Source organism: Paracoccus tegillarcae (genome assembly GCF_002847305.1).
GTDB lineage: Bacteria > Pseudomonadota > Alphaproteobacteria > Rhodobacterales > Rhodobacteraceae > Paracoccus > Paracoccus tegillarcae.
Genome location: NZ_CP025408.1, coordinates 3,349,193 through 3,368,910, shown reverse-complemented (window position 1 = coordinate 3,368,910; position 19,718 = coordinate 3,349,193). Strand labels below are relative to the sequence as shown.

Sequence of the window (19,718 nt, the reverse complement as noted above, 5' to 3'; positions counted from 1 at the left end):
AGAGCGGCGATCAGTTATTCGCCGGTGCCTCGCCCTCGGCTGCTGCCGGCGCGGCATCTTCGGCCGGGGCCGCAGCGTCGCCGCCGCCAACTGCCAGATTGCCCTGGCGCTGCTGGATCATCATGAAGGTATCGAATGTGTATTCCGCCGTCTGAGCGTAGAGATACCAATCATCGCGATAGGGCAGAACGGCTTCGTACATCTTCTTGAAGTCTTCGTTCTCGGCCGACAATTCTGCATAGACCTCGTTCGAGGCCTGGAAGGCGGCGGTCAGGATCTCTTCGCTGAACGGACGCAGTTCCGCACCGTTGGCATAGAGTTCCTTCAGCGCCGTCGGGTTCTTCATGTCGTATTTTGCCAACATGTTCGAATCGACAGCCTGACAGGCCGTGCGGAAGATCGACTGATAGGCTTCCGGCAGCGCGTCCCATTTGTCCTTGCCGACAAAGAAGCCAACGGTCGGACCGCCTTCCCAGAAACCGGGATAGTAGTAATAGGGCGCGACTTTCTGGAAGCCCAGCTTGCTGTCATCATAGGGTCCGACCCATTCGGCCGCGTCGATAGTGCCTTTTTCCAGCGAGGCATAGATATCACCGCCCGCGATTTGCTGCGGCACGACGCCCAGCTTTTCCAGCACCCTGCCAGCAAGGCCCGAAATCCGCATTTTGAGGCCCTGCATGTCGGCCAGCGTGTTGATTTCCTTACGATACCAGCCGCCCATCTGAACGCCGGTATTGCCGCCGGGATAGCTGACGAGGTTATATTTCGACAGGAATTCGTTATAGGCTTCGATGCCACCGCCCTGATAGTTATAGGCAGACTTGGCGCGCGCGCTAAGCGTGAAGGGCAGATCGGCGCCGCAGGCAAATGCCGGATCGCGGCCCCAGTTGTAGTAGCCCACCGAATGCGCAACCTCGACCGTGCCATCGCCGGCTGCGTCGATCGCGCCCAGCCCCGGCACCAGTTCACCGGCTGCGAAAACCTGGATGTTGAACTTGCCTTCGGTCGCCTCGCTCAGGCGTTCGGACAACTCGACCGCGCCGCCATAGATGGTATCCAGCGAGGGCGGAAAGGACGAGGCCAGACGCCAGTTGATCGACGGTGCTTCTTGCGCGATTGCGGGTGCGGCCAGGCCAGCGGTTGCAGCAGCTGCCGCACCTCCGACCGATGCGCGGGCCATAAAGGCGCGGCGATCCATTTTATCGGTCATTTTATTGGTTTTTTTCATATAACTTCCTCCTGTCGGGGTGGGATGGACGCGTATCGCCCGGATTGCCCACCTTGGAACAGCCGCGAGTTTAACCCCTGCTGCGCGCCTGTCGAGGGAAGATTGGCGCGAAGTTTCATGACGTTCGCGCCTTTCCATTCGCATGTGCCGGGCGCCGCCCGACGCCGTGGCGGATCAACCGCCAGAGGGTGTCAGCTTACCCTGCCGCTGCTGGATCATCATGAAGGTATCAAAGGTATATTCGCTGGTCTGGGCATACAAATACCAGTCATCGCGATAGGGCTGAACGGCCTCCCACTGACGCTTGAACCATTCATTTTCGGCCGAGATTTCATCATAGACCTGCAGTGCCGCATCGAATGCGGCGCTGAGAACCGGTTCGCTGAAGGCCCGCAGTTGCGCGCCGTCCCCGATCAGTTGCTTCAAGGCCGGCGGGTTCACATAGTCATACTTTGCCACCATCGCCATATCGGTTGCCTGCGTGCAGTTTCGCACCAGCGCCTGATAAGTCGCCGGCAATGCGTCCCAGTGCTCCTTGCCGATGAAGAAGCCAACGGTTGGCCCGCCCTCCCAGAAACCCGGGTAGTAGTAATAAGGTGCGACCTTCTGAAAACCCAGCTTCGCGTCGTCATAGGGGCCGATCCATTCGGCAGCATCGATCGTGCCTTTCTCAAGCGAGGCATAAACATCGCCACCCGCGATCTGCTGCGGCACCACACCAAGCCGTTCCAGCACCATTCCGGCCAGCCCGCCGATGCGCATCTTCAGCCCTTTCAGGTCGTCGAGTGTATTGATTTCCTTGCGAAACCAGCCGCCCATCTGGACGCCCGAATTGCCGCCGGGGAACGAGACCAGTCCGTATTGGGCAAGGAATTCGTTATATAGCTCGATCCCGCCGCCGTAATAGTTATAGGCCGCCTTGGCGCGTGCGCTTAACAGAAAGGGCAGGTCGGCGCCCGGGGCGAATGCGGGGTCCTTGCCCCAGTTGTAATAGCCGACCGAATGGGCGCATTCCACGGTGCCGTCGGTGACCGAACTGATCGCTTCGAGGCCCGGCACCAATTCACCCGCGGCAAAGACCTGAATGTCGAATTTGCCATCGGTGGTCTCGCGCAGGCGGTCGGCGATCTGTTCGCCGCCGCCATAGATGGTGTCCAGCGAGGTGGGGAAGGACGACACCATCCGCCAGTTGATTTGTGGCATTTCCTGCGCGATGGCAGGCGCGGCCAAAACGGTGCCTGCGGTCGCCGCAGCGCCCCCCAGGGCCGTGCGGTTCAGAAATGCGCGGCGGTCGAGCTTGTTGTGATTTGGCATGTCTATCCTCCTTGCCGGCCCGCTATCTGCAAGATCGCGGGCTGCGTTCAACCAATGATTGAAAGCTTAACAAGAGAGGATCGTGTGTCGAGCCACGAGCAAACCAGTTGACGCACCGTCAGATGCCGGTCGTCCCGTCTAATCGGCGATAGGATGCGTCTGCGTTAACGCCGCGCCCCAGGGCAACCGGGGCGCGCGTCACAGCATCAGTTGCGCAGGATCGAGGTTCCGGCGTAACGCGCGGTTTCACCCAGCATTTCCTCGATCCGGATCAACTGGTTGTATTTTGCCAGCCGGTCCGAACGCGCCAAAGAGCCGGTCTTGATCTGTCCACAATTGGTGGCCACGGCCAGATCGGCAATGGTGGCGTCTTCGGTTTCACCTGAACGGTGCGACATCACGGAGGTATAGCCCGCACGGTCGGCCATGCGCACCGCGTCCAGCGTTTCCGACAGGGTGCCGATCTGGTTTACCTTGACCAACAGACTGTTGCCGCATCCGCGCGCGATGCCATCGGCGAGACGCTCGGGATTGGTGACGAACAGGTCGTCACCGACCAGTTGGACCTTGCTGCCCAGTTTGTCGGTCAGCAGTTTCCAGCCGTCCCAGTCATCCTCGGCACAGCCATCCTCGATCGACAGGATCGGATAATCTGCGCAAAGTGCAGCCAGATAATCCACATTTTCGCCGGGGGACAGCGATTTGCCTTCGCCGGCCATCTCGTATTTGCCGTTCTTGAAGTACTCGGTCGAGGCGCAATCCAGCGCCAGCATCATATCGTCGCCGGGCTTGTAACCGGCTTTCTCAATGGCTTTCAGAATGAAATCCAGCGCGTCGCGGGTGCTGGACAGGTTCGGCGCAAAGCCGCCCTCATCGCCGATGCCCGTGGACAGGCCAGCCGCCGACAGTTCCTTTTTCAGCGTGTGAAACACCTCGGACCCCATGCGCACGGCCTCGCGGATGCTGCTGGCAGCAACCGGCATGATCATGAACTCCTGAATGTCGATCGGATTGTCGGCATGCTCGCCGCCATTGATGATATTCATCATCGGCACCGGCAGCACATGCGCACCTGTTCCACCAACATAGCGATAAAGCGGCTGGCCTGTGGCCAGTGCGGCGGCCTTGGCGACCGCAAGGCTCACGCCCAGAATGGCATTGGCACCCAGACGGCCCTTGTTGGGCGTGCCATCCAGATCAATCATCAGCCGGTCGATGGCCAGTTGCTCGGTCGAGTCCTCGCCGATCAGGTTCTCGGCCAGTTCGCCATTCACCGCGGCCACGGCCTCCAGCACGCCCTTGCCCATGTAACGCGCCTTGTCGCCATCGCGCATTTCGACCGCCTCATGCGCGCCGGTCGATGCCCCCGAAGGAACAGCGGCACGGCCCAGGGTGCCGTCCTCCAGCGTCACATCGACCTCGACGGTCGGATTGCCGCGGCTGTCAAGGATTTCACGTGCGAAAATATCGATGATTGCGGTCATTGGCGCCCCCTCAGGAAATGTTAGCGCCTTAATAGCGACGCGGCGTCACGGGCGAAAGGCGCAATTTCAGCCGATCTCTATATCGGCCCAGATCGGTAGATGATCCGAGGCTTCGCGTGCAGGGTCGCCGCGGAACACACAGGTTTGCAGAATATTCAGATCGCGGCTGATGGCCATGCGGTCCAGCCGAAACTGCGGGATCGGCGCGGGGTAAGAGGCACCGGGCGCCACCACGCGATAACCGACCAGCGGCTCCAGCCCCAGATCGTCGCGCCATTCGTTGAAATCGCCCATCATGACGACTGGCCCATTGCCGATCCGCGCGGCCTGCGACACGACCCGCGCAAGTTGCAGGCGACGGATACTCCGGGTCAGTCCCAGATGCAGGGCAATTACCGTCAGGTGGGGCAGCCGCAACGCCAGCGCGCCGCGTGGTTCAAGCGAGGGCAGGGGCAGGCGCCGCAGACGTGCCGCCTCCGCCAGATCCGGCCGCATGAGAATGGTCTGGCCGTGCCACCCCAGGGAACTTTCGCTGGTCCGGCCGGTCAAATCCGCGGGCAATAGCCCGGTCATGCCCTCGATCAGCGACCGTGGCAGCGCCTCGGGCCGTGCGCCAAAGCGAAAATCGACCTCTTGCAGGGCAATGATATCGGGCTTTAGCGCCGCAATGACGGCAAGATTACGCTCTGGAGCGTGTGGCCCTGTCAGGCCGCGGCATTTGTGCAGATTATAGCTGGCCAGCCTCAGTTTCACGCGCGGCTTTCTTCTTTATCCAAATATCCTCTGGGGGTCCGGGGGGCGAAGCGCCCCCGGCGCGGGATCTCAGGTCCCACAGAATGTGCGGCGAACGATTTCCGTGGGCAAGGGCTTCTGTGCAAGATCGTCCCATTCCCCTCGATCTTCGCGTGGATGGGTGACGCCCGCAAGCAGCCGTTGAAAGGGGGCCAGATCGCCGGCGATGGCCGTCGTGATGACCTCTTCGATGCGATGATTGCGCGGGATTCGGCGCGGGTTGGCCTGCGCCATCATCGCGTGATCTGGCCCAAGCGCCTGCCAGTCTTTTGCCCACTCATCAAAGCCTGCCGGCAGGGCGAATTCATCGCGCGCCGTACCATCGGAGAGGCCGGCGAAAACCCGGGTAAAGTCCGCCTTTTGCTGAGCCATGAGTGTCAGCAGACGCTCGATCAGTTGCTGATGTTCCGCATCGGCGCCAAGCCCCAGCTTTTCTGCAAAGCGGCGCAGCCAGGCGGCCTGATAGAGGGCTGGAAAGACGTGAACAGAACGGGTGGCGGCCTCGATCGCGGCATCGCGCTCGCCCATCAGGGGAATCAGGCAGGTGGCCAGCTGAGCCAGGTTCCAGACCGCAATCTGCGGCTGCTCTGACCACCGATAACGGCCCATCTGATCAATCGAGGAAAATACTGTATCAGGATGATAAACATCCATAAACGCGCATGGACCATAGTCGATGGTTTCGCCCGAGACGGCCATGTTGTCGGTGTTCATCACCCCGTGAATAAAGCCTAGCGCCATCCAATCAGCGATGGTTTCCGCCTGACGCGCAATCACACCGTCCAGCAGTGACAGCGGTCCGGTTGCCTGTGGATAATGGCGCGCGATGACGTAATCGCTTAGTGATTTCAGCGCCTCGGTATCGCCGCGCACGGCGAAATATTCAAAGGTCCCCACGCGAATATGGCTGCTGGCCACACGGGTCAGAACCGCGCCGGGCAGCGCGCTTTCACGCAAAACGGTCTCACCCGTGGTAACCGCTGCCAGCGAACGCGTCGTCGGCACGCCCATCGCGGCCATGAACTCGCTGACCAGATATTCGCGCAGCACCGGCCCCAACCACGCGCGCCCATCGCCACGCCGCGAAAATGGCGTCAGCCCCGATCCTTTCAGCTGCAGATCAAATCGCGCGCCATCCGGCGTCACCACCTCACCCAGCAACACGGCGCGGCCATCACCCAGTTGCGGCACAAAGCCGCCGAACTGGTGACCGGCATAGGCCATGGCGATCGGTTCGGCGCCGTCGGGCAAGGCATTTCCGGCCAGCATGGCAAGGCCGTCAGGGCCGCGCAGCCAGTCGGCATCCAGGCCAAGGCGCTTGGCCAAGCCTTCATTCAGGGCCAGCAGCCCCGCGTCATCGACGGGTGTGGGGGGCGTTCTTGTGAAGAATCCGTCAGGCAGGCGGGCATAGCTGTTGTCGAAATGGATCATGTCAGGACGGCCTCCTTTCTCTTGATCTAGTGTGCAGCGATGCAAAGAAAAAGGCCGCGCGCCCGGAATGTCCCGGTCGCGAGGGTGCGGCTTGCCTCAGGGCGAGGTCACGCCCTAATGGCTGATGCTGTCGGAAAACAGGTTCACGACCAGAACTCCCGCGATGATCAGCGAAAGCCCGATGATCGCGGGCATGTCCAGTTTCTGACCGAACACCGCCAGTCCGATCAATGAGACCAGAACGATGCCGAGGCCACTCCAGATGGCATAGGCGATACCCAACGGCATTGTGCGCAGCACCAGCGTCAGGAAATAGAACGAGGCCGCATAGCTGACCGCCATCAGCACTGTTGGCACAAGACGCGTGAATTGCGCGCTGCGCTGCAGGAAGGTGGTGCCGATCACTTCAAACAGTATGGCTATGAAGAGCGTCGCATAGGTAACGTAGGTCATGGTCAGGCTCTATCCGTTGTTCGCGCTGCGATAACCCGGCGTCGGGGCAAAGTCACGCCGCCTGTTCCACCCTTGAACGCGCAGGCCCAAGCGCGTATTCCCGTGGTTTGCGCCAATCTACTTGCAGGACAAACCAGTGAAATTCCTCGATCTCGCCAAGGTCTTTATCCGCTCGGGCGGCGGCGGCGCGGGCAGCGTCTCGTTCCGGCGCGAGAAATTCGTCGAATATGGCGGTCCGAATGGCGGCGATGGCGGCCGTGGCGGCGACGTCTGGGTCGAGGCGGTGGACGGGCTGAACACGCTGATCGATTTCCGCTATCAGCAGCATTTCTTCGCGAAATCCGGCCAGCACGGCATGGGCAGCCAGATGACCGGACGGTCGGGCGAGGACATCGTGCTGAAAGTGCCCGTCGGCACAGAGGTCCTGGAAGAGGACGAAGAAACCCCCATTGCCGACCTGACCGAGGTCGGACAGCGCGTGATGTTGGCGCGCGGCGGCAATGGTGGTTGGGGCAACCTGCATTTCAAGACCTCGACCAACCGTGCCCCGCGCAATGCAAATCCCGGGCAGCCGGGGGTCGAACGCACCATCTGGCTGCGGCTCAAACTGATCGCCGATGCGGGGCTGATCGGCCTGCCCAATGCGGGCAAGTCGACCTTTCTTGCCGCCGTATCCAATGCCCGTCCCAAGGTCGCCGACTATCCCTTTACAACGCTGCATCCCAATCTGGGCGTTGTTGGTGTGGATGGACGCGAATTTGTCATCGCCGATATTCCGGGCCTGATCGAGGGCGCCAGCGAGGGCAGGGGGATCGGCGACCGTTTTCTGGGTCATGTCGAACGCTGCGCGGTGCTGCTGCATCTGATCGACGGCACCTCGGATGACGTGGTGGGCGACGCGCAGACCGTGCTGACCGAGCTTGAAAAATATTCCCCGCTGCTGGCCAGCAAGCCGCGCATCACCGCGCTGAACAAGATCGACGCGATGGATGCCGAAGAGGCCGCTGAAAAGCAGGCAGCACTGGCCGAGGCGCTTGATCTGCCGGTCATGCAATTGTCGGGACATGCCAAGCTGGGCGTGACCGAGGTTCTGCGCGCGCTGTGGGATCAGATCGCCGCAGGCCGGGCGGTGGAACTGCCCGACGACCAATCGGCGGATACATGGAAACCCTAGCACCGTCGCTGACGCAAGCGCGTCGGCTGGTCATCAAGATCGGATCGGCACTGCTGGTCGGGCCTGATGGGCTGCGCGGCGAGTGGCTGCGCGGGCTGTGCGATGATGTGGCCGACTGGCGCGGACGAGGCTGCGACGTCGTGCTGGTTTCGTCAGGCTCGATCGCGCTTGGCCGGCGAGTGCTGGAACTGCCTGCGGGCGTGCTGACGCTGGAACAGGCGCAGGCCGCTGCCGCAGTCGGTCAGATCCGGCTGGCGCGCGCCTATGAAGAGGCGCTGGCGCCGCATGGGGTCACCACCGCGCAGGTTCTGCTGACGCTGGAAGACAGCGCCGACCGCCGCCGTTATTTGAACAGTCGCGCCACCATGCAGACATTGCTGTCGCTTGGCGTCGTGCCGATCGTGAACGAAAACGACACGGTGGCCACTGATGAGATACGCTTTGGCGACAATGATCGACTGGCCGCACAGATCGCGGTGACGGCGGGTGCCGATCAATTGCTGCTGCTGTCGGATGTCGACGGCTTGTATACCGCCAATCCAAAGACCGACCCCGACGCGCGCCATCTGCCCGTCATCGAGCAACTGACACCCGAAATAGAGGCGATGGGCGGCGATCCGGTATCCGGCCTGTCCAAGGGCGGGATGAAGACCAAGCTGATGGCGGCGCGCACTGCCGTTGCCGGGGGCTGCGCGATGGCTATTGCCGAAGGGTCTGTGACGCGCCCTCTGTCTGCCGTGGCAAATGGCGCGCGGGCCAGCTGGTTTCTGCCCGAGGGCGATCCACGGGCTGCACGCAAGCGTTGGATCGCAGGGATGAAGCCGCGCGGAACCGTGCAGATCGACGCCGGCGCCGTGCGGGCGCTGCATGGTGGGAAATCGCTGCTGCCCGCAGGTGTGACCACTGTCACGGGCGATTTTACGCGCGGTGATCCGGTCACAATCACCGGACCTCTGGGCGAAACGCTGGCCCACGGTCTGATCCGGTACACCGCCGCCGAGGCACGACGGATTGCCGGTCACAAATCAGCCGAGATCGAGTTATTGCTGGGCTATGCCGGCCGCGCCGCGCTGATCCATCGCGACGATATGGCGATCTAGCTGGCGCGGTCATGCGCCGCGCGGCTGTCGGCTGGCGCCTGATCGCGGTCATTCATGCCGTAATCGCGCATCACATGCGCAATCCGCAGCCGGTAGTCGCTGAAAATGCCCCCGCGCCCCTTGGCCTGCGCCCGACGATGGGCCGCCAGCTTGCGCCATTCCTCGATCGCGGCCTCATTTTCAAAGAAGGACAGCGACAGCATCCGGTCGGGATTGGTGATGCTTTGAAACCTCTCAACCGAAATGAAACCAGGGATCTGCTCGGCCAGTGGCCGCATTTCGGCGGCGATATCAAGATAGGCGTCCCGACAGCCCGGTGCAGGCAGGACCTCGAAGATGACGGCGATCATGAGCGGTCTCCATGCGGTGCTGAGGCCAGTTTCAGGAAGGTGCGATCCTCTCGCAACAGGAATTTCTCGCTTTGGGCAAAGTCATAATTCTGGCGCCCCAGAGGGTCGGCAGCCAGTCTGGCGCGATAGGCTTCGTACTCGGCCAGGCTGGGGATGTTGTAGATCCCATAGGCCAGCGAGGACGATCCTTCATGCGGGGCGTAATAGCCGATCAGATCCGCACCGCAGCGCGGGATCGCCTGCCCCCAGTTTCGGGCATATTCGCGAAATTGTGCGTGTTTGGACGGGTCGATGTGATAGCGGATGATACAAGTCAGCATTCTCTGTCCCTCAGGGTGATGATGAGGACAGAATAGACGCTGCGGTGCAGGTTATGCTTTGGTTGGCGTCTAACTATACGACCTAGACGGTTTTGCGCGCGCCGCGTCCCAGACGCATGACGCCGTGCTGTTGCAACAGGCGGGGGGCGTCGGCTGTGGGCTCGCGCAGATCCAGCATGGCATCGCGCAGCGCCGCGATGGCCTCATCGCTGCTGCGGGGCAGGCTGGCAGGATCTATCGGTGACCCCACGGTGACCCGATAGGACTGACTGGATTTGTTCAGGACCTCGTTGAACAGGGTCACGTCGCGCAGGCTCGTATGGATCGCGTCCAGCAGATAGAAAAGCACCGAGTTGCGGGCAAAGATGCGCAGCGGAATCACCGGTACGTCGAATTTCCGCGCAATCATCGCGGCGCTGGCCATCCAGGGCCGTTCCTGCAAGCTCAGACCGCTTCGCTTGGCCAGTCGGCCCGAGGGAAAGATCAACCCGATCCGCCCTGCATCCAGCGCCGTGCGCGTGTAATCCATCGTCGCCCGGGTCTTGGCATGACTGCGCTTGTCCTGACGCCATTCGACCGGGGCGATCAGTTCCTCGGTTTGGGGCAGGACGCGAACCATATCGTGGTTGGCATAGATAAACAGATCATCGCGCAGTTGGCTGACCAAGGCGTGCAGAACGATGCCGTCAGCGATGCCGGTCGGATGGTTGGCGACAATCAGGGCAGGGCCGGTCGCCGGAAGATGCTTGATCCCTTGCACCTGCACGTCGCTGACGATCCTGGCCTGAATCCTGCGCATGATCTCATCAATGGGCAGATCTCGAAACTCAGCGGCCAGCCGCAGGGTCTCGGGATAGCGCAGCAGCCACATCATCGCCTGGCGCGCTATCGCGTGATGGGTGCGACCGGAATAGAACCACGGCGCCCGCTCCTGGATGAGGGGGTCGATCCGGGTCTGCATTTCTTTCTTGGCGTCCGTGGTCATGGTCATGTCGCTACTGCTGCAATATCACGAAGACTAATTAGACGATTCGATCATGCGTGACACCATTTCCTCACTGTTACGCGACAAACGCGGCGTGGCCGCAATCCGTTGCAACGCAGCAAGAGATTTTTCACGCCGACCAGCATCATAGCGCTTCCAGGTCTCGAAAACGGTCGACATCCTCGCCGCAATTTGCGGGTTCGCCGCATCCATGCGGATCAGCCAATCCGCGGTGAAATCGTAGCCAAGGCCGTCGGCGGCATGAAAACCCGCATGATTTGCAGCCAGACCGCCCAAAAGCGCGCGAAAACGGTTGGGGTTCTTCCACTCGAAATCGTCTCGTTGCGACAGTTCTGCAGCAATCGTGGCGGCCTGATCGGGCGACGCCGCGGCAGGCTGGATCATGAACCATTTGTCCATCACCAGTCGGTTGTCGGCAAATTCCTGCCGGAAAGTTTCCAGCGCCGCGTCAGCACGCCCCGCGCGGATCATTGCGCTGAGTGCCGCGAAACGTTCAGTCATATTGCCGGCCGTCTCAAACAACGTCGCCGCGCGCTCGCCGCCGTCGAGCAGGTTCAACCGCGCCATGGCGATGAGACGCAGGGCACGTTGGGCCGCATCCTGGGCATCGGGGCGATAGCCACCCGTTACTTCCATCGACTGATAGAGCCGGATCAACAAGTCTTCGTGTGCCTCGGCAACCGAGTGCGCAAGCTGCATATGCGCCGCGTGAATGGTGTCGGGATCGGGCGTGACCCCCGCATGGGCCAACCTGCCCGCGACCTCTTCTTCGGCCGGCAATTGCAGGCAAAGCGCGCGAAAGGCCGGATCGACATCATCGTCAGACATCAGGCGACCGATTGCGTCGACATAGGCCGGATCGGCACTGCCGCCCTGCGCCATCGACTGCAACGCATTCAGCGCCAGTTCACGCCCTGCCTCCCACCTCACGAAGGGATCGGTGTCATGGGCCAGCAGAAAGGCGCGGCCGGCGTCGTCCAGATCGCGGTCCAGCACCACCGGCGCGGAAAAGCCGCGCAGGACCGAGACAACCGGCCTCGCGCCGAGACCCTCGAAGGTAAAGCTTTGCTGCGCGTCGGTCATTTCCAGAATTTCGGTCGGGCGGGTTTCGTCGCCATTCGGACCGATCAGACCCACTGCGATCGGTATGACCCGGGGCTGCTTGTCATCCTGCCCGGGTGTCGGCGGTGTTTCCTGCGAAAAGCGCAGCGTCAGCGTGCCATCCGTCCACTCTTCGTCCATGCGCAAACGAGGGGTGCCCGCATCCGTGTACCACCGCTTGAACTGCGCCAGATCACGACCCGTGGCATCCTCGAATACCAGCAACCAGTCTTCGATGGTGGCCGCATCGCCGTCATGGCGGTCGAAATACAGATCCAGCGCGGCCTTGTAGCCGTCCTCGCCGACCAGTCGTTTCAACATGCCGATCACTTCGGCACCCTTTTCATAGACGGTCGCGGTGTAGAAATTGTTGATTTCTCGGTAGTGATCGGGGCGTGGCGGATGCGCAAGCGGCCCTTGATCCTCGCGGAATTGCCGCGCTCGCAAGGATTGCACGTCCTCGATGCGTTTCACCGGTGCACTGCGCAGGTCGCTGGTGAATTGCTGATCGCGAAACACCGTCAGCCCCTCCTTGAGGCACAGTTGAAACCAGTCGCGGCAGGTGATCCGGTTGCCGGTCCAGTTGTGGAAATACTCGTGCGCGATGACACTTTCGATGCGTTCATAGTCAGCATCGGTCGCGGTTTCGGGGCTGGCCAGAACCAGCTTGGAGTTGAAGATGTTCAGCCCCTTGTTTTCCATCGCCCCCATGTTGAAATCATCGACGGCGACGATATTGAACACGTCCAGATCGTATTCGCGACCGTAGACCTCTTCGTCCCATTTCATCGATTTGATCAGCGATTCCATGGCAAAGCCGGCGCGATCCTGATCGCCGGGCCGGACCCAGACATTCAGCGCAACGACGCGGCCTGACTGCGTGGCATAGCTGTCGCTGATGGCCACCAGATCGCCCGCGACCAATGCGAAAAGATAGGCCGGTTTGGGCCAGGGGTCGTGCCATTCGGCGCGTCCCGGTTCCTGGCCGACCGGATTGCCGTTGGACAGCAAAACCGGCTGTTCGCTGTCGATCACAACACGAAAGGGGGCCATGACATCTGGCCGGTCGGGATAGAAGGTGATATGGCGAAAGCCCTCGGCCTCGCATTGGGTACAGAACATCCCGCCCGACAGGTAAAGTCCCTCGAAGGCTGTATTGCTCGACGGATCAATGCGAACGGTTGCCGAAAAGGTAAAGCTGTCGCCGGGCAGGGCGCTGTCTGCAATGCTCAGCATCTCGCCTTCGCGCGTGAAATCCTCGGGTGCCAGCTCTTGTCCGTCTATCGCGAGACGCAAGATGTCGAGACCCGTTCCCCCGTCCAGAATCAGCGACCCTTCCCCCTGTCGAGTAAAGTCCAGTTCCGAGGTGACTTCGGTGGCGCTGTCGGACAAACCAAAGCGCAATCGCGTCTCGTTCAGGTGGAACGGATAGGGACGATAATCGGCAAGATATTGGGTTTGAATGGGTTTTTTGGGGGTCATCACCGTTCTCGCGTCAAAAAAATTGTTGCATAGCTGGAACTTGTCCTAGATCGGAGTGTTATTCGGCTAAGTGCCGGGTCGCAAGTCGGGCAGGATTGACCGACGATCGGACGGCGCCGCAATGCCGATTTCAAATGCCCCAGCGGGCCAGTTGTAAAATAAATGAAGTGGAGGCCAGTCAGTGACCTATGATCCCAACGACCCCAAACGCAACGATCCCAATGCCCCAGTTGATCGCGATCCGGCGACCCATACCGAGACCGAGACCTATGTCGAGCCGGTAGAGCGCCGCGCGTCGCCGCTGCCGCTGATCATCGGTGTATTGCTGGCGCTGGCGCTGGCATATTTCGTCCTTCAGCGCTTTATGACCGGTGATGATGTCGTCGAGGGCGACACCGAGGTCACCGTCGAGGAAACGGTCGAAGAAACGGCTGCCGAAACAGATGCAGTCGTTGACGACGCCACGACGGATACGGAAGCCGCAGCAGAAGACGCTGCCGCTGACACCGAAGCTGCAGTTGATGATGCCGCTGCCGATACTGAGGCTGCCGTCGACGACGCTGCTGCAGATGCTGACGCCGCTGCTGACGATGCCGCCGCTGCTGCCGATGATGCAGCAGACGATGCTGCTGCTGCGGCTGATGATGCTGCTGACGCCACTGCCGATGCTGTTGATGATGCAACTGACGCCGCTGGCGCCGCTGCTGATGATGCCGCCGCGACCGCCGATGACGCAGTTGATGCCGCCGGCGAGGCTGCCTCGGATGCTGCCGCTGCGACGCAGGATGCTGCCAGCGATGCCGCAGACGCCGTTAGCGATGCTGCAAGCGATGCCGCCGATGCCGTCGACGACGCGATCACCATCGAAGAGCCGGTGGTTGAAGAACCCGCCGCTGCCGATACCGGTGCTGCCGATACCGGTGCTGCCGACACGTCGACCGACGCAACTACCGAAGAAACTGCGCCCAGCAACTGATCTGCAAGCGTAAGTAGGACGTCTGAAAAAACACCGCGCTGGCGCAAGCTGGCGCGGTGTTGTTTTATGCGGCCTCATCACGGAAACTCGGCGCGGCGCAGCAGCAGGCCTCTGACCAAGGGTTGAGGCGCGCATGGAAAATTTCAGTCGCGCGCGGTCTTGTGAACGATTGTTGCGCAATGCTACACGTTCTGCAGATGCGAACGGATCGGGGGAGACGTCATGAAGATCGGAGCTTTGAAGGAAACCCAGGACGGCGAGGCGCGCGTAGCCGTTACGCCGTCTTCTGCGGCCCATCTGCAAAAGCTGGGTCATGAGGTCTATGTGCAGGCCGGTGCGGGTGAAGGCGCGGGCTTTTCAGATGATGATTACCGCAATGCCGGTGTCACGGTCGAAGGATCGGCCGCCGATCTGACCAAGGCTGTGGATGTCGTCGCCAAGGTGCGGCCGCCCTCGGATGCAGAACTGGATGGCATGGATGAGGGGCAGACGCTGATCTCGTTCTTCTATCCCGGTCAGAACGAGGCGCTGATGGAACGCGCCCGCGACAAGGGCGTCACCGCCGTCGCCATGGATATGGTCCCCCGGATCAGCCGTGCGCAGAAGATGGACGCGCTGTCGTCGATGGCCAATATCGCCGGCTATCGTTCGGTGATCGAGGCAGCAAACAACTTTGGACGCTTTTTCACCGGACAGGTGACGGCGGCGGGCAAGGTGCCGCCTGCCAAGGTGCTGGTTGTCGGGGCAGGGGTCGCTGGTCTCGCATCGATTGGCACGGCCACCAGTCTGGGCGCGCAGGTCTATGCCTTTGACGTGCGCCCCGAAGTGGCCGAACAGATCGAATCTATGGGCGCGGAATTCGTCTATCTGGATTTCGAAGAGCAGACCAAGGACGGCGCCGAGACAGGCGGATACGCTGCACCCTCCAGCCCCGAATTCCGCGAAGCACAGCTAAAGAAATTCCGCGAGCTTGCGCCGCAGATGGATGTGGTCATCACCACCGCCCTGATCCCGGGCCGCGACGCGCCGGTTCTGTGGACCAAGGACATGGTCGAGGCGATGAAGCCCGGCAGCGTGATCGTGGATCTGGCCGCCGAAAAGGGCGGCAACTGCGAGTTGACGCAGGCCGACAAGCGCATCGTGTCGGATAACGGCGTCATCATCATCGGCTATACCGACTTTGCCAGCCGCATGAGCGCGCAGGCATCGGAACTGTATGGCAACAACATCCGCCATTTCATGACCGACCTGACGCCCAAGAAAGACGGCGTGATCGATCACAATATGGACGATGACGTCATTCGCGGCGCAACCGTGACCCATGATCACGAGATCACCTATCCGCCGCCAAAGCCAAAGATTGCGGCCATTGCGGCGCAAAAGCCGAAAGAGAAGAAAAAGGAACTGACGCCCGAGGAACGCAAGGCCGCCGACGCGGCCACGTTCAAGGCCGAGACCAAACAGCAATACCTGCTGCTGGGCATCGGCGGCGTGCTGCTGTTGCTGATCGGTCTGGTCGCACCCGCAAGTTTCATGTCGCATTTCATCGTCTTCGTGCTGGCCTGCTTTGTCGGTTTCAAGATCATCTGGAACGTCGCCCATTCGCTGCACACGCCGCTGATGGCGATCACGAATGCGATTTCGTCGATCATCATTCTGGGCGCGCTGATGCAGATAGGCTCGGGGTCCTGGCTGGTCGTGATCCTTTCTTCGCTGGCCATCCTGATGGCGGGCGTCAACATCTTTGGTGGCTTCCTGGTCACCCGGCGCATGCTTGCCATGTTCCAGAAATCGTAAGGAGGGGATCACATGGAATACGGATTCACTACCGCCGCTTATGTGGTCGCCGCCATCCTGTTCATCCTGTCCCTGGGTGGCTTGTCAGGGCAGGAAAGCGCCAAACGCGCCATCTGGTATGGCATCGTCGGCATGGCGCTGGCCGTCGTGGCGACGCTGTTCGGGCCGGGTGCGGGGAACTGGTTTCTCTCGGTCATCCTGATCGCCGCCGGTGGCGCGGTTGGCTGGGTCATCGCCAAGCGGGTACAGATGACCGAAATGCCGCAGCTTGTCGCCGCGATGCATTCGCTGGTCGGTCTGGCCGCAGTCTTCGTGGCCTTCAACGCCCAGCTTGAGCTGGGCCGCGTGATGCGGGCCAAGGCTGCGGGCCTGCCTGATGCCGTTGCGGTGACGGGCGAGCATGCGACGGCGATCATCCCGCTGGACATGTTCCGTGGTTTTGCTGCCGTGCTGACGCACAAGACCCCGGCAGAGCTGAACATGCTGCAGATCGAGGTCTTTCTGGGCATCTTTATCGGGGCGATCACCTTTACCGGCTCGATCGTGGCTTTTGGCAAACTGGCCGGCAAGATCAGCGGCACGCCGAAAAAACTGCCCGGCGGTCATATGCTGAATGCGGCTGCTGCTGCGGCCTCGCTGATCCTCGGGCTGCTTTATTGCGCGGATATCGGGCCGGCGGTTTTCTGGCTGATCCTGATTGCGCTGCTGGCATTCTTTATCGGCTGGCATCTGATCATGGGCATCGGCGGGGCAGACATGCCGGTCGTGGTGTCGATGCTGAACAGCTATTCCGGTTGGGCGGCGGCGGCGATTGGCTTTACGCTGTCGAACGATCTGCTGATCGTGACCGGCGCGCTGGTTGGTTCATCGGGTGCGATCCTCAGTTACATCATGTGCAAGGCGATGAACCGGAACTTTGTCAGCGTGATCCTTGGTGGATTTGGTGGCGAAACCGGACCTGCGGCTGAGATTGAGGGCGAACAGGTTGCCATCGACGCCGATGGTGTGGCCGCCGCGCTGAACGATGCTGACAGCGTTGTCATCGTGCCGGGTTATGGCATGGCCGTGGCGCAGGCGCAGTCGGCAGTGTCCGAACTGACCCGCAAACTGCGTGCAGCGGGCAAGGAAGTGCGCTTTGCTATCCACCCCGTGGCCGGTCGTTTGCCGGGCCACATGAACGTGCTGCTGGCCGAGGCCAAGGTGCCCTATGACATCGTGCTTGAGATGGATGAAATCAACGACGATTTCCCGTCGACCGATGTAGTGATCATCATCGGCAGCAATGACATCGTGAACCCGGCGGCACAGGACGATCCGAACAGCCCCATCGCTGGCATGCCGGTTCTGGAGGTCTGGAAAGCCAAGCAGGTGTTTGTCAGCAAGCGCGGACAGGGGACTGGCTATTCGGGTATCGAGAACCCGCTGTTCTTCAAAGAGAATACACGGATGTTCTATGGCGATGCGAAGGACTCGGTGAACAAGCTGCTGCCGCTGCTTGATTGATCTGGGGCTGATATTGCGTCCCACGACGCGGTGAAAAAGGCGGGCCATCGAGGCCCGCCTTTTTCATGCCTGCGGCGCGGATATTTGAATGAAGAAGAAGCGGATCTGACGTCGCGCGGCGGGACTGGAAGTCGCGATGGTTGTTGGTTTGCATCGCCATTTCAGATGGTAGCTATCGGGGCGCAGGGCAGGGGCGTTCTGTCCGCCCGCCCGTCACGGCCGTATGACGATGGGAGTTCCGTCGCCGACCATGGCATAGACATCCTCGATCTCGTCATCGCTGATGGTGATGCAGCCTGCCGTCCAGTCCCATTTACCGCCGACCTTGGCGTTTCCTTCGGGGCCGCGCCCGTGGATGAAGATATCGCTGCCCGCTGATTGACCGAAGGCCGCGGCGCGCGCCACGTCCTGAGGATCGGGATAAGAGACGCCGATGGACAGGTGGTATTGGCTGTTCGGATTGCGGCGGTCGATGATATAGGTTCCCTCGGGCGTGCGGCCATCGCCCTCGAACATCTTGTGTCCAACGGGTTCGTTGCCCAGCCCGATCGCATATTCCTTGATCGCGGTATTGCCGCTGAACAGCCACATCTTGCGGTCGCTCTTGTCGACGAGGATCTGTGTTACCTGCGGACCGTCATAGGATTTGAATTTCGATGGTCCGGCGCAGGCTGCCAGCAGCGCTAGCATCCCGGTCGCGGCAATTCGGCTGACTGTGGTGCGCATCTGGGTCCCCCGGCTTTGGTTTGGCCGCTATTTTGTAGGTTTGCGCTGCCCGGTGCAATCACCGCGCCGTTCACGAAAGCACGAGCCTGCGACCAACAGGGAACTTGCAGCGCAAATTGCCCCGACGCATGATGCCGCCATGACACCGCAAGACGATCATCCTCTGCGTTATGGGCTTGTGAACGAGCTGCACGCGCGCCCATCACCACGGCTCAGCGCGCCCGCGACCGTTGTCTATACCGCTTTCAAGGAAACCGACCGGGCCTCGACCCGCGACAGGCGGCGCGATGACGAGCATCTGTCGTCGCTAGCCGCCCGCTATGGCGCGCCGCGTCCCGATCCCGAAGCCAATCACTATGCGGGGCCGTTGGGCCGACATAAGCTGCGGTGGGAGCGGCACACGGAATTCGTGACCTACACCGCCTACACGCCCGGCCTTCCGCCGCGCGCCTTTGATCCAAGCGCCGGCGCGATCTTTCCCGAGGAATGGCAGGCTGCCGCGCCCGGCAAGCGGATCGCGGCGGTGATCATCCAGATCTTGCCCTTGCCCGAGGATACGGACGAGGCGCGAGAGGTAATGGAGAAATGGTTTGTCACCGACGGTTTGGCCGCAGCCTGGGTGCTGGAAGAGGCCGCGCTGGTGGCCGGCGATTTTCGCATAGACGCAGCCGGTTGGATGCGCTTTGCGATCTTTGTCCGGCCCGGCGAAGGCGAGGGCAGGGTGGGCCGCATCGTTCAGCGTATTCTGGAACTGGAAACCTATCGAGCAATGTCGATGATGGGGCTGCCGCGGGCGCGTGCATTGTCGTCGCGGCTGAATGCGCTGGACCCGCAACTGTCAGCGATTGTCGAGGGTATGGCCGATGACAGCCGTCCCGCAGACGATGTTCTGCAAGAGTTGCTGGCCGTATCGGCGCGGCTGGAAGCCGAGGCCACGCAATCGCATTTCAGGTTTGGTGCGACCAAGGCCTACGAGGCCATCGTGATGGACCGGGTGGCGGTCTTGCGCGAAAGCCGCTGGCAAGGGCGGCAAACCCTGACCGAGTTCATGACCCGGCGATACGAACCGGCGATGCGGACCGTGATTTCGACCGAGGCGCGTCTCAAGACCATGCTGGAGCGGACCGACCGGGCCGCTGAACTGTTGCGAACGCGCGCGGATGTGCAGCGTTCGGCCCAAAACCAGGCATTGCTGGAAAGCATGGACCGTCGCGCTGCGCTGCAATTGCGGCTGCAGCATACGGTCGAGGGCTTGTCGGTCGTGGCCATCAGCTATTACGCGCTTGGCCTTCTGTCCTATGCGCTGGCTCCGGTGGCAAGCGCGGCCGGGATGGACAAGGCGGTGCTGCTGGCGCTGCTGACGCCGCTGGCGATCCTGCTGGTCTGGGGGGGGCTGAGGCGTATTCGTGCCGGCCTGGAAAAGCCCCCCGGCGAAGATGGGCACTAGCTGCGAATTTGTGACTTGCAGCGCCGCAGGGACG

At 61.5% G+C, this 19,718-nt stretch carries 17 protein-coding genes; 6 read left to right on the top strand and 11 right to left on the bottom strand.

All coding sequences use genetic code 11. The annotated features are described in order from the left end of the window. Window positions 1-10: 10 nt before the first annotated feature. The 6 genes from CUV01_RS16560 to CUV01_RS16535 all read right to left on the bottom strand — a co-directional run bounded on the left by CUV01_RS16560 (window position 11) and on the right by CUV01_RS16535 (window position 6,702). Window positions 11-1,198 (bottom strand): TRAP transporter substrate-binding protein, encoded by a 1,188-nt coding sequence (locus CUV01_RS16560; RefSeq protein WP_101462178.1) that lies wholly within the window; start codon window positions 1,196-1,198, stop codon window positions 11-13. A 204-nt stretch (window positions 1,199-1,402) separates the two neighbouring features. Continuing rightward, window positions 1,403-2,542 (bottom strand): TRAP transporter substrate-binding protein, encoded by a 1,140-nt coding sequence (locus CUV01_RS16555; protein ID WP_101461438.1) that lies wholly within the window; start codon window positions 2,540-2,542, stop codon window positions 1,403-1,405. A 206-nt stretch (window positions 2,543-2,748) separates the two neighbouring features. Then, a complete protein-coding gene (gene eno / locus CUV01_RS16550; RefSeq protein WP_101461437.1) occupies window positions 2,749-4,026 on the bottom strand; it encodes a phosphopyruvate hydratase in 1,278 nt (425 codons plus the stop codon). Between the two features lie 66 nt (window positions 4,027-4,092). Further along, window positions 4,093-4,779: an endonuclease/exonuclease/phosphatase family protein gene (locus CUV01_RS16545; protein ID WP_101461436.1), complete on the bottom strand. Its 687-nt coding sequence runs from the start codon at window positions 4,777-4,779 to the stop codon at window positions 4,093-4,095. 69 nt (window positions 4,780-4,848) lie between these two features. After that, window positions 4,849-6,249 (bottom strand): protein adenylyltransferase SelO, encoded by a 1,401-nt coding sequence (locus CUV01_RS16540; protein ID WP_101461435.1) that lies wholly within the window; start codon window positions 6,247-6,249, stop codon window positions 4,849-4,851. A gap of 114 nt (window positions 6,250-6,363) precedes the next feature. Continuing rightward, complete coding sequence (locus CUV01_RS16535) at window positions 6,364-6,702, bottom strand: DMT family transporter (RefSeq protein ID WP_101461434.1); 339 nt, start codon at window positions 6,700-6,702, stop codon at window positions 6,364-6,366. Window positions 6,703-6,838: 136 nt separating this feature from the next. Here CUV01_RS16535 and obgE point away from each other — a divergent pair, with 136 nt between their 5' ends. Then, complete coding sequence (obgE, locus tag CUV01_RS16530; protein ID WP_101462177.1) at window positions 6,839-7,876, top strand: GTPase ObgE; 1,038 nt, start codon at window positions 6,839-6,841, stop codon at window positions 7,874-7,876. Further along, a complete protein-coding gene (gene proB / locus CUV01_RS16525; protein ID WP_101461433.1) occupies window positions 7,864-8,976 on the top strand; it encodes a glutamate 5-kinase in 1,113 nt (370 codons plus the stop codon). Before obgE ends, proB begins: the two co-directional genes overlap by 13 nt. Here proB and CUV01_RS16520 read toward each other — a convergent pair. The 4 genes from CUV01_RS16520 to pepN all read right to left on the bottom strand — a co-directional run bounded on the left by CUV01_RS16520 (window position 8,973) and on the right by pepN (window position 13,235). After that, window positions 8,973-9,326 carry an antibiotic biosynthesis monooxygenase family protein gene (locus CUV01_RS16520; protein ID WP_101461432.1) on the bottom strand — a complete coding sequence of 118 codons (354 nt, stop codon included), beginning with the start codon at window positions 9,324-9,326 and terminating at the stop codon, window positions 8,973-8,975. The two genes, proB and CUV01_RS16520, sit on opposite strands and share 4 nt — an antisense overlap. After that, complete coding sequence (locus tag CUV01_RS16515; RefSeq protein ID WP_101461431.1) at window positions 9,323-9,646, bottom strand: NIPSNAP family protein; 324 nt, start codon at window positions 9,644-9,646, stop codon at window positions 9,323-9,325. Before CUV01_RS16515 ends, CUV01_RS16520 begins: the two co-directional genes overlap by 4 nt. A gap of 82 nt (window positions 9,647-9,728) precedes the next feature. Continuing rightward, window positions 9,729-10,637 (bottom strand): 1-acyl-sn-glycerol-3-phosphate acyltransferase, encoded by a 909-nt coding sequence (locus tag CUV01_RS16510; RefSeq protein WP_232962319.1) that lies wholly within the window; start codon window positions 10,635-10,637, stop codon window positions 9,729-9,731. Window positions 10,638-10,664: 27 nt separating this feature from the next. After that, window positions 10,665-13,235, bottom strand: a complete 2,571-nt coding sequence (gene pepN, locus CUV01_RS16505; protein WP_101461430.1) for an aminopeptidase N — start codon at window positions 13,233-13,235, stop codon at window positions 10,665-10,667. A gap of 181 nt (window positions 13,236-13,416) precedes the next feature. Here pepN and CUV01_RS16500 point away from each other — a divergent pair, with 181 nt between their 5' ends. From CUV01_RS16500 to CUV01_RS16490, 3 genes are all read left to right on the top strand, one after another. Further along, the gene (locus CUV01_RS16500; RefSeq protein ID WP_198731837.1) at window positions 13,417-14,211 is read left to right on the top strand and encodes a hypothetical protein; all 795 of its coding nucleotides are present in this window, start codon (window positions 13,417-13,419) and stop codon (window positions 14,209-14,211) included. A gap of 222 nt (window positions 14,212-14,433) precedes the next feature. Then, entirely contained in the window at window positions 14,434-16,008 is a 1,575-nt protein-coding gene (locus CUV01_RS16495) for a Re/Si-specific NAD(P)(+) transhydrogenase subunit alpha (protein WP_101461429.1), read from the top strand. 12 nt (window positions 16,009-16,020) lie between these two features. Next, the gene (locus tag CUV01_RS16490; RefSeq protein WP_101461428.1) at window positions 16,021-17,511 is read left to right on the top strand and encodes an NAD(P)(+) transhydrogenase (Re/Si-specific) subunit beta; all 1,491 of its coding nucleotides are present in this window, start codon (window positions 16,021-16,023) and stop codon (window positions 17,509-17,511) included. A 213-nt stretch (window positions 17,512-17,724) separates the two neighbouring features. Here CUV01_RS16490 and CUV01_RS16485 read toward each other — a convergent pair whose 3' ends face one another. Continuing rightward, window positions 17,725-18,237, bottom strand: a complete 513-nt coding sequence (locus CUV01_RS16485) for a L,D-transpeptidase family protein (RefSeq protein ID WP_101461427.1) — start codon at window positions 18,235-18,237, stop codon at window positions 17,725-17,727. 139 nt (window positions 18,238-18,376) lie between these two features. Here CUV01_RS16485 and CUV01_RS16480 point away from each other — a divergent pair, with 139 nt between their 5' ends. Continuing rightward, window positions 18,377-19,684 carry a DUF3422 family protein gene (locus CUV01_RS16480; RefSeq protein WP_101461426.1) on the top strand — a complete coding sequence of 436 codons (1,308 nt, stop codon included), beginning with the start codon at window positions 18,377-18,379 and terminating at the stop codon, window positions 19,682-19,684. The last annotated feature ends 34 nt before the right edge of the window (window positions 19,685-19,718 follow it).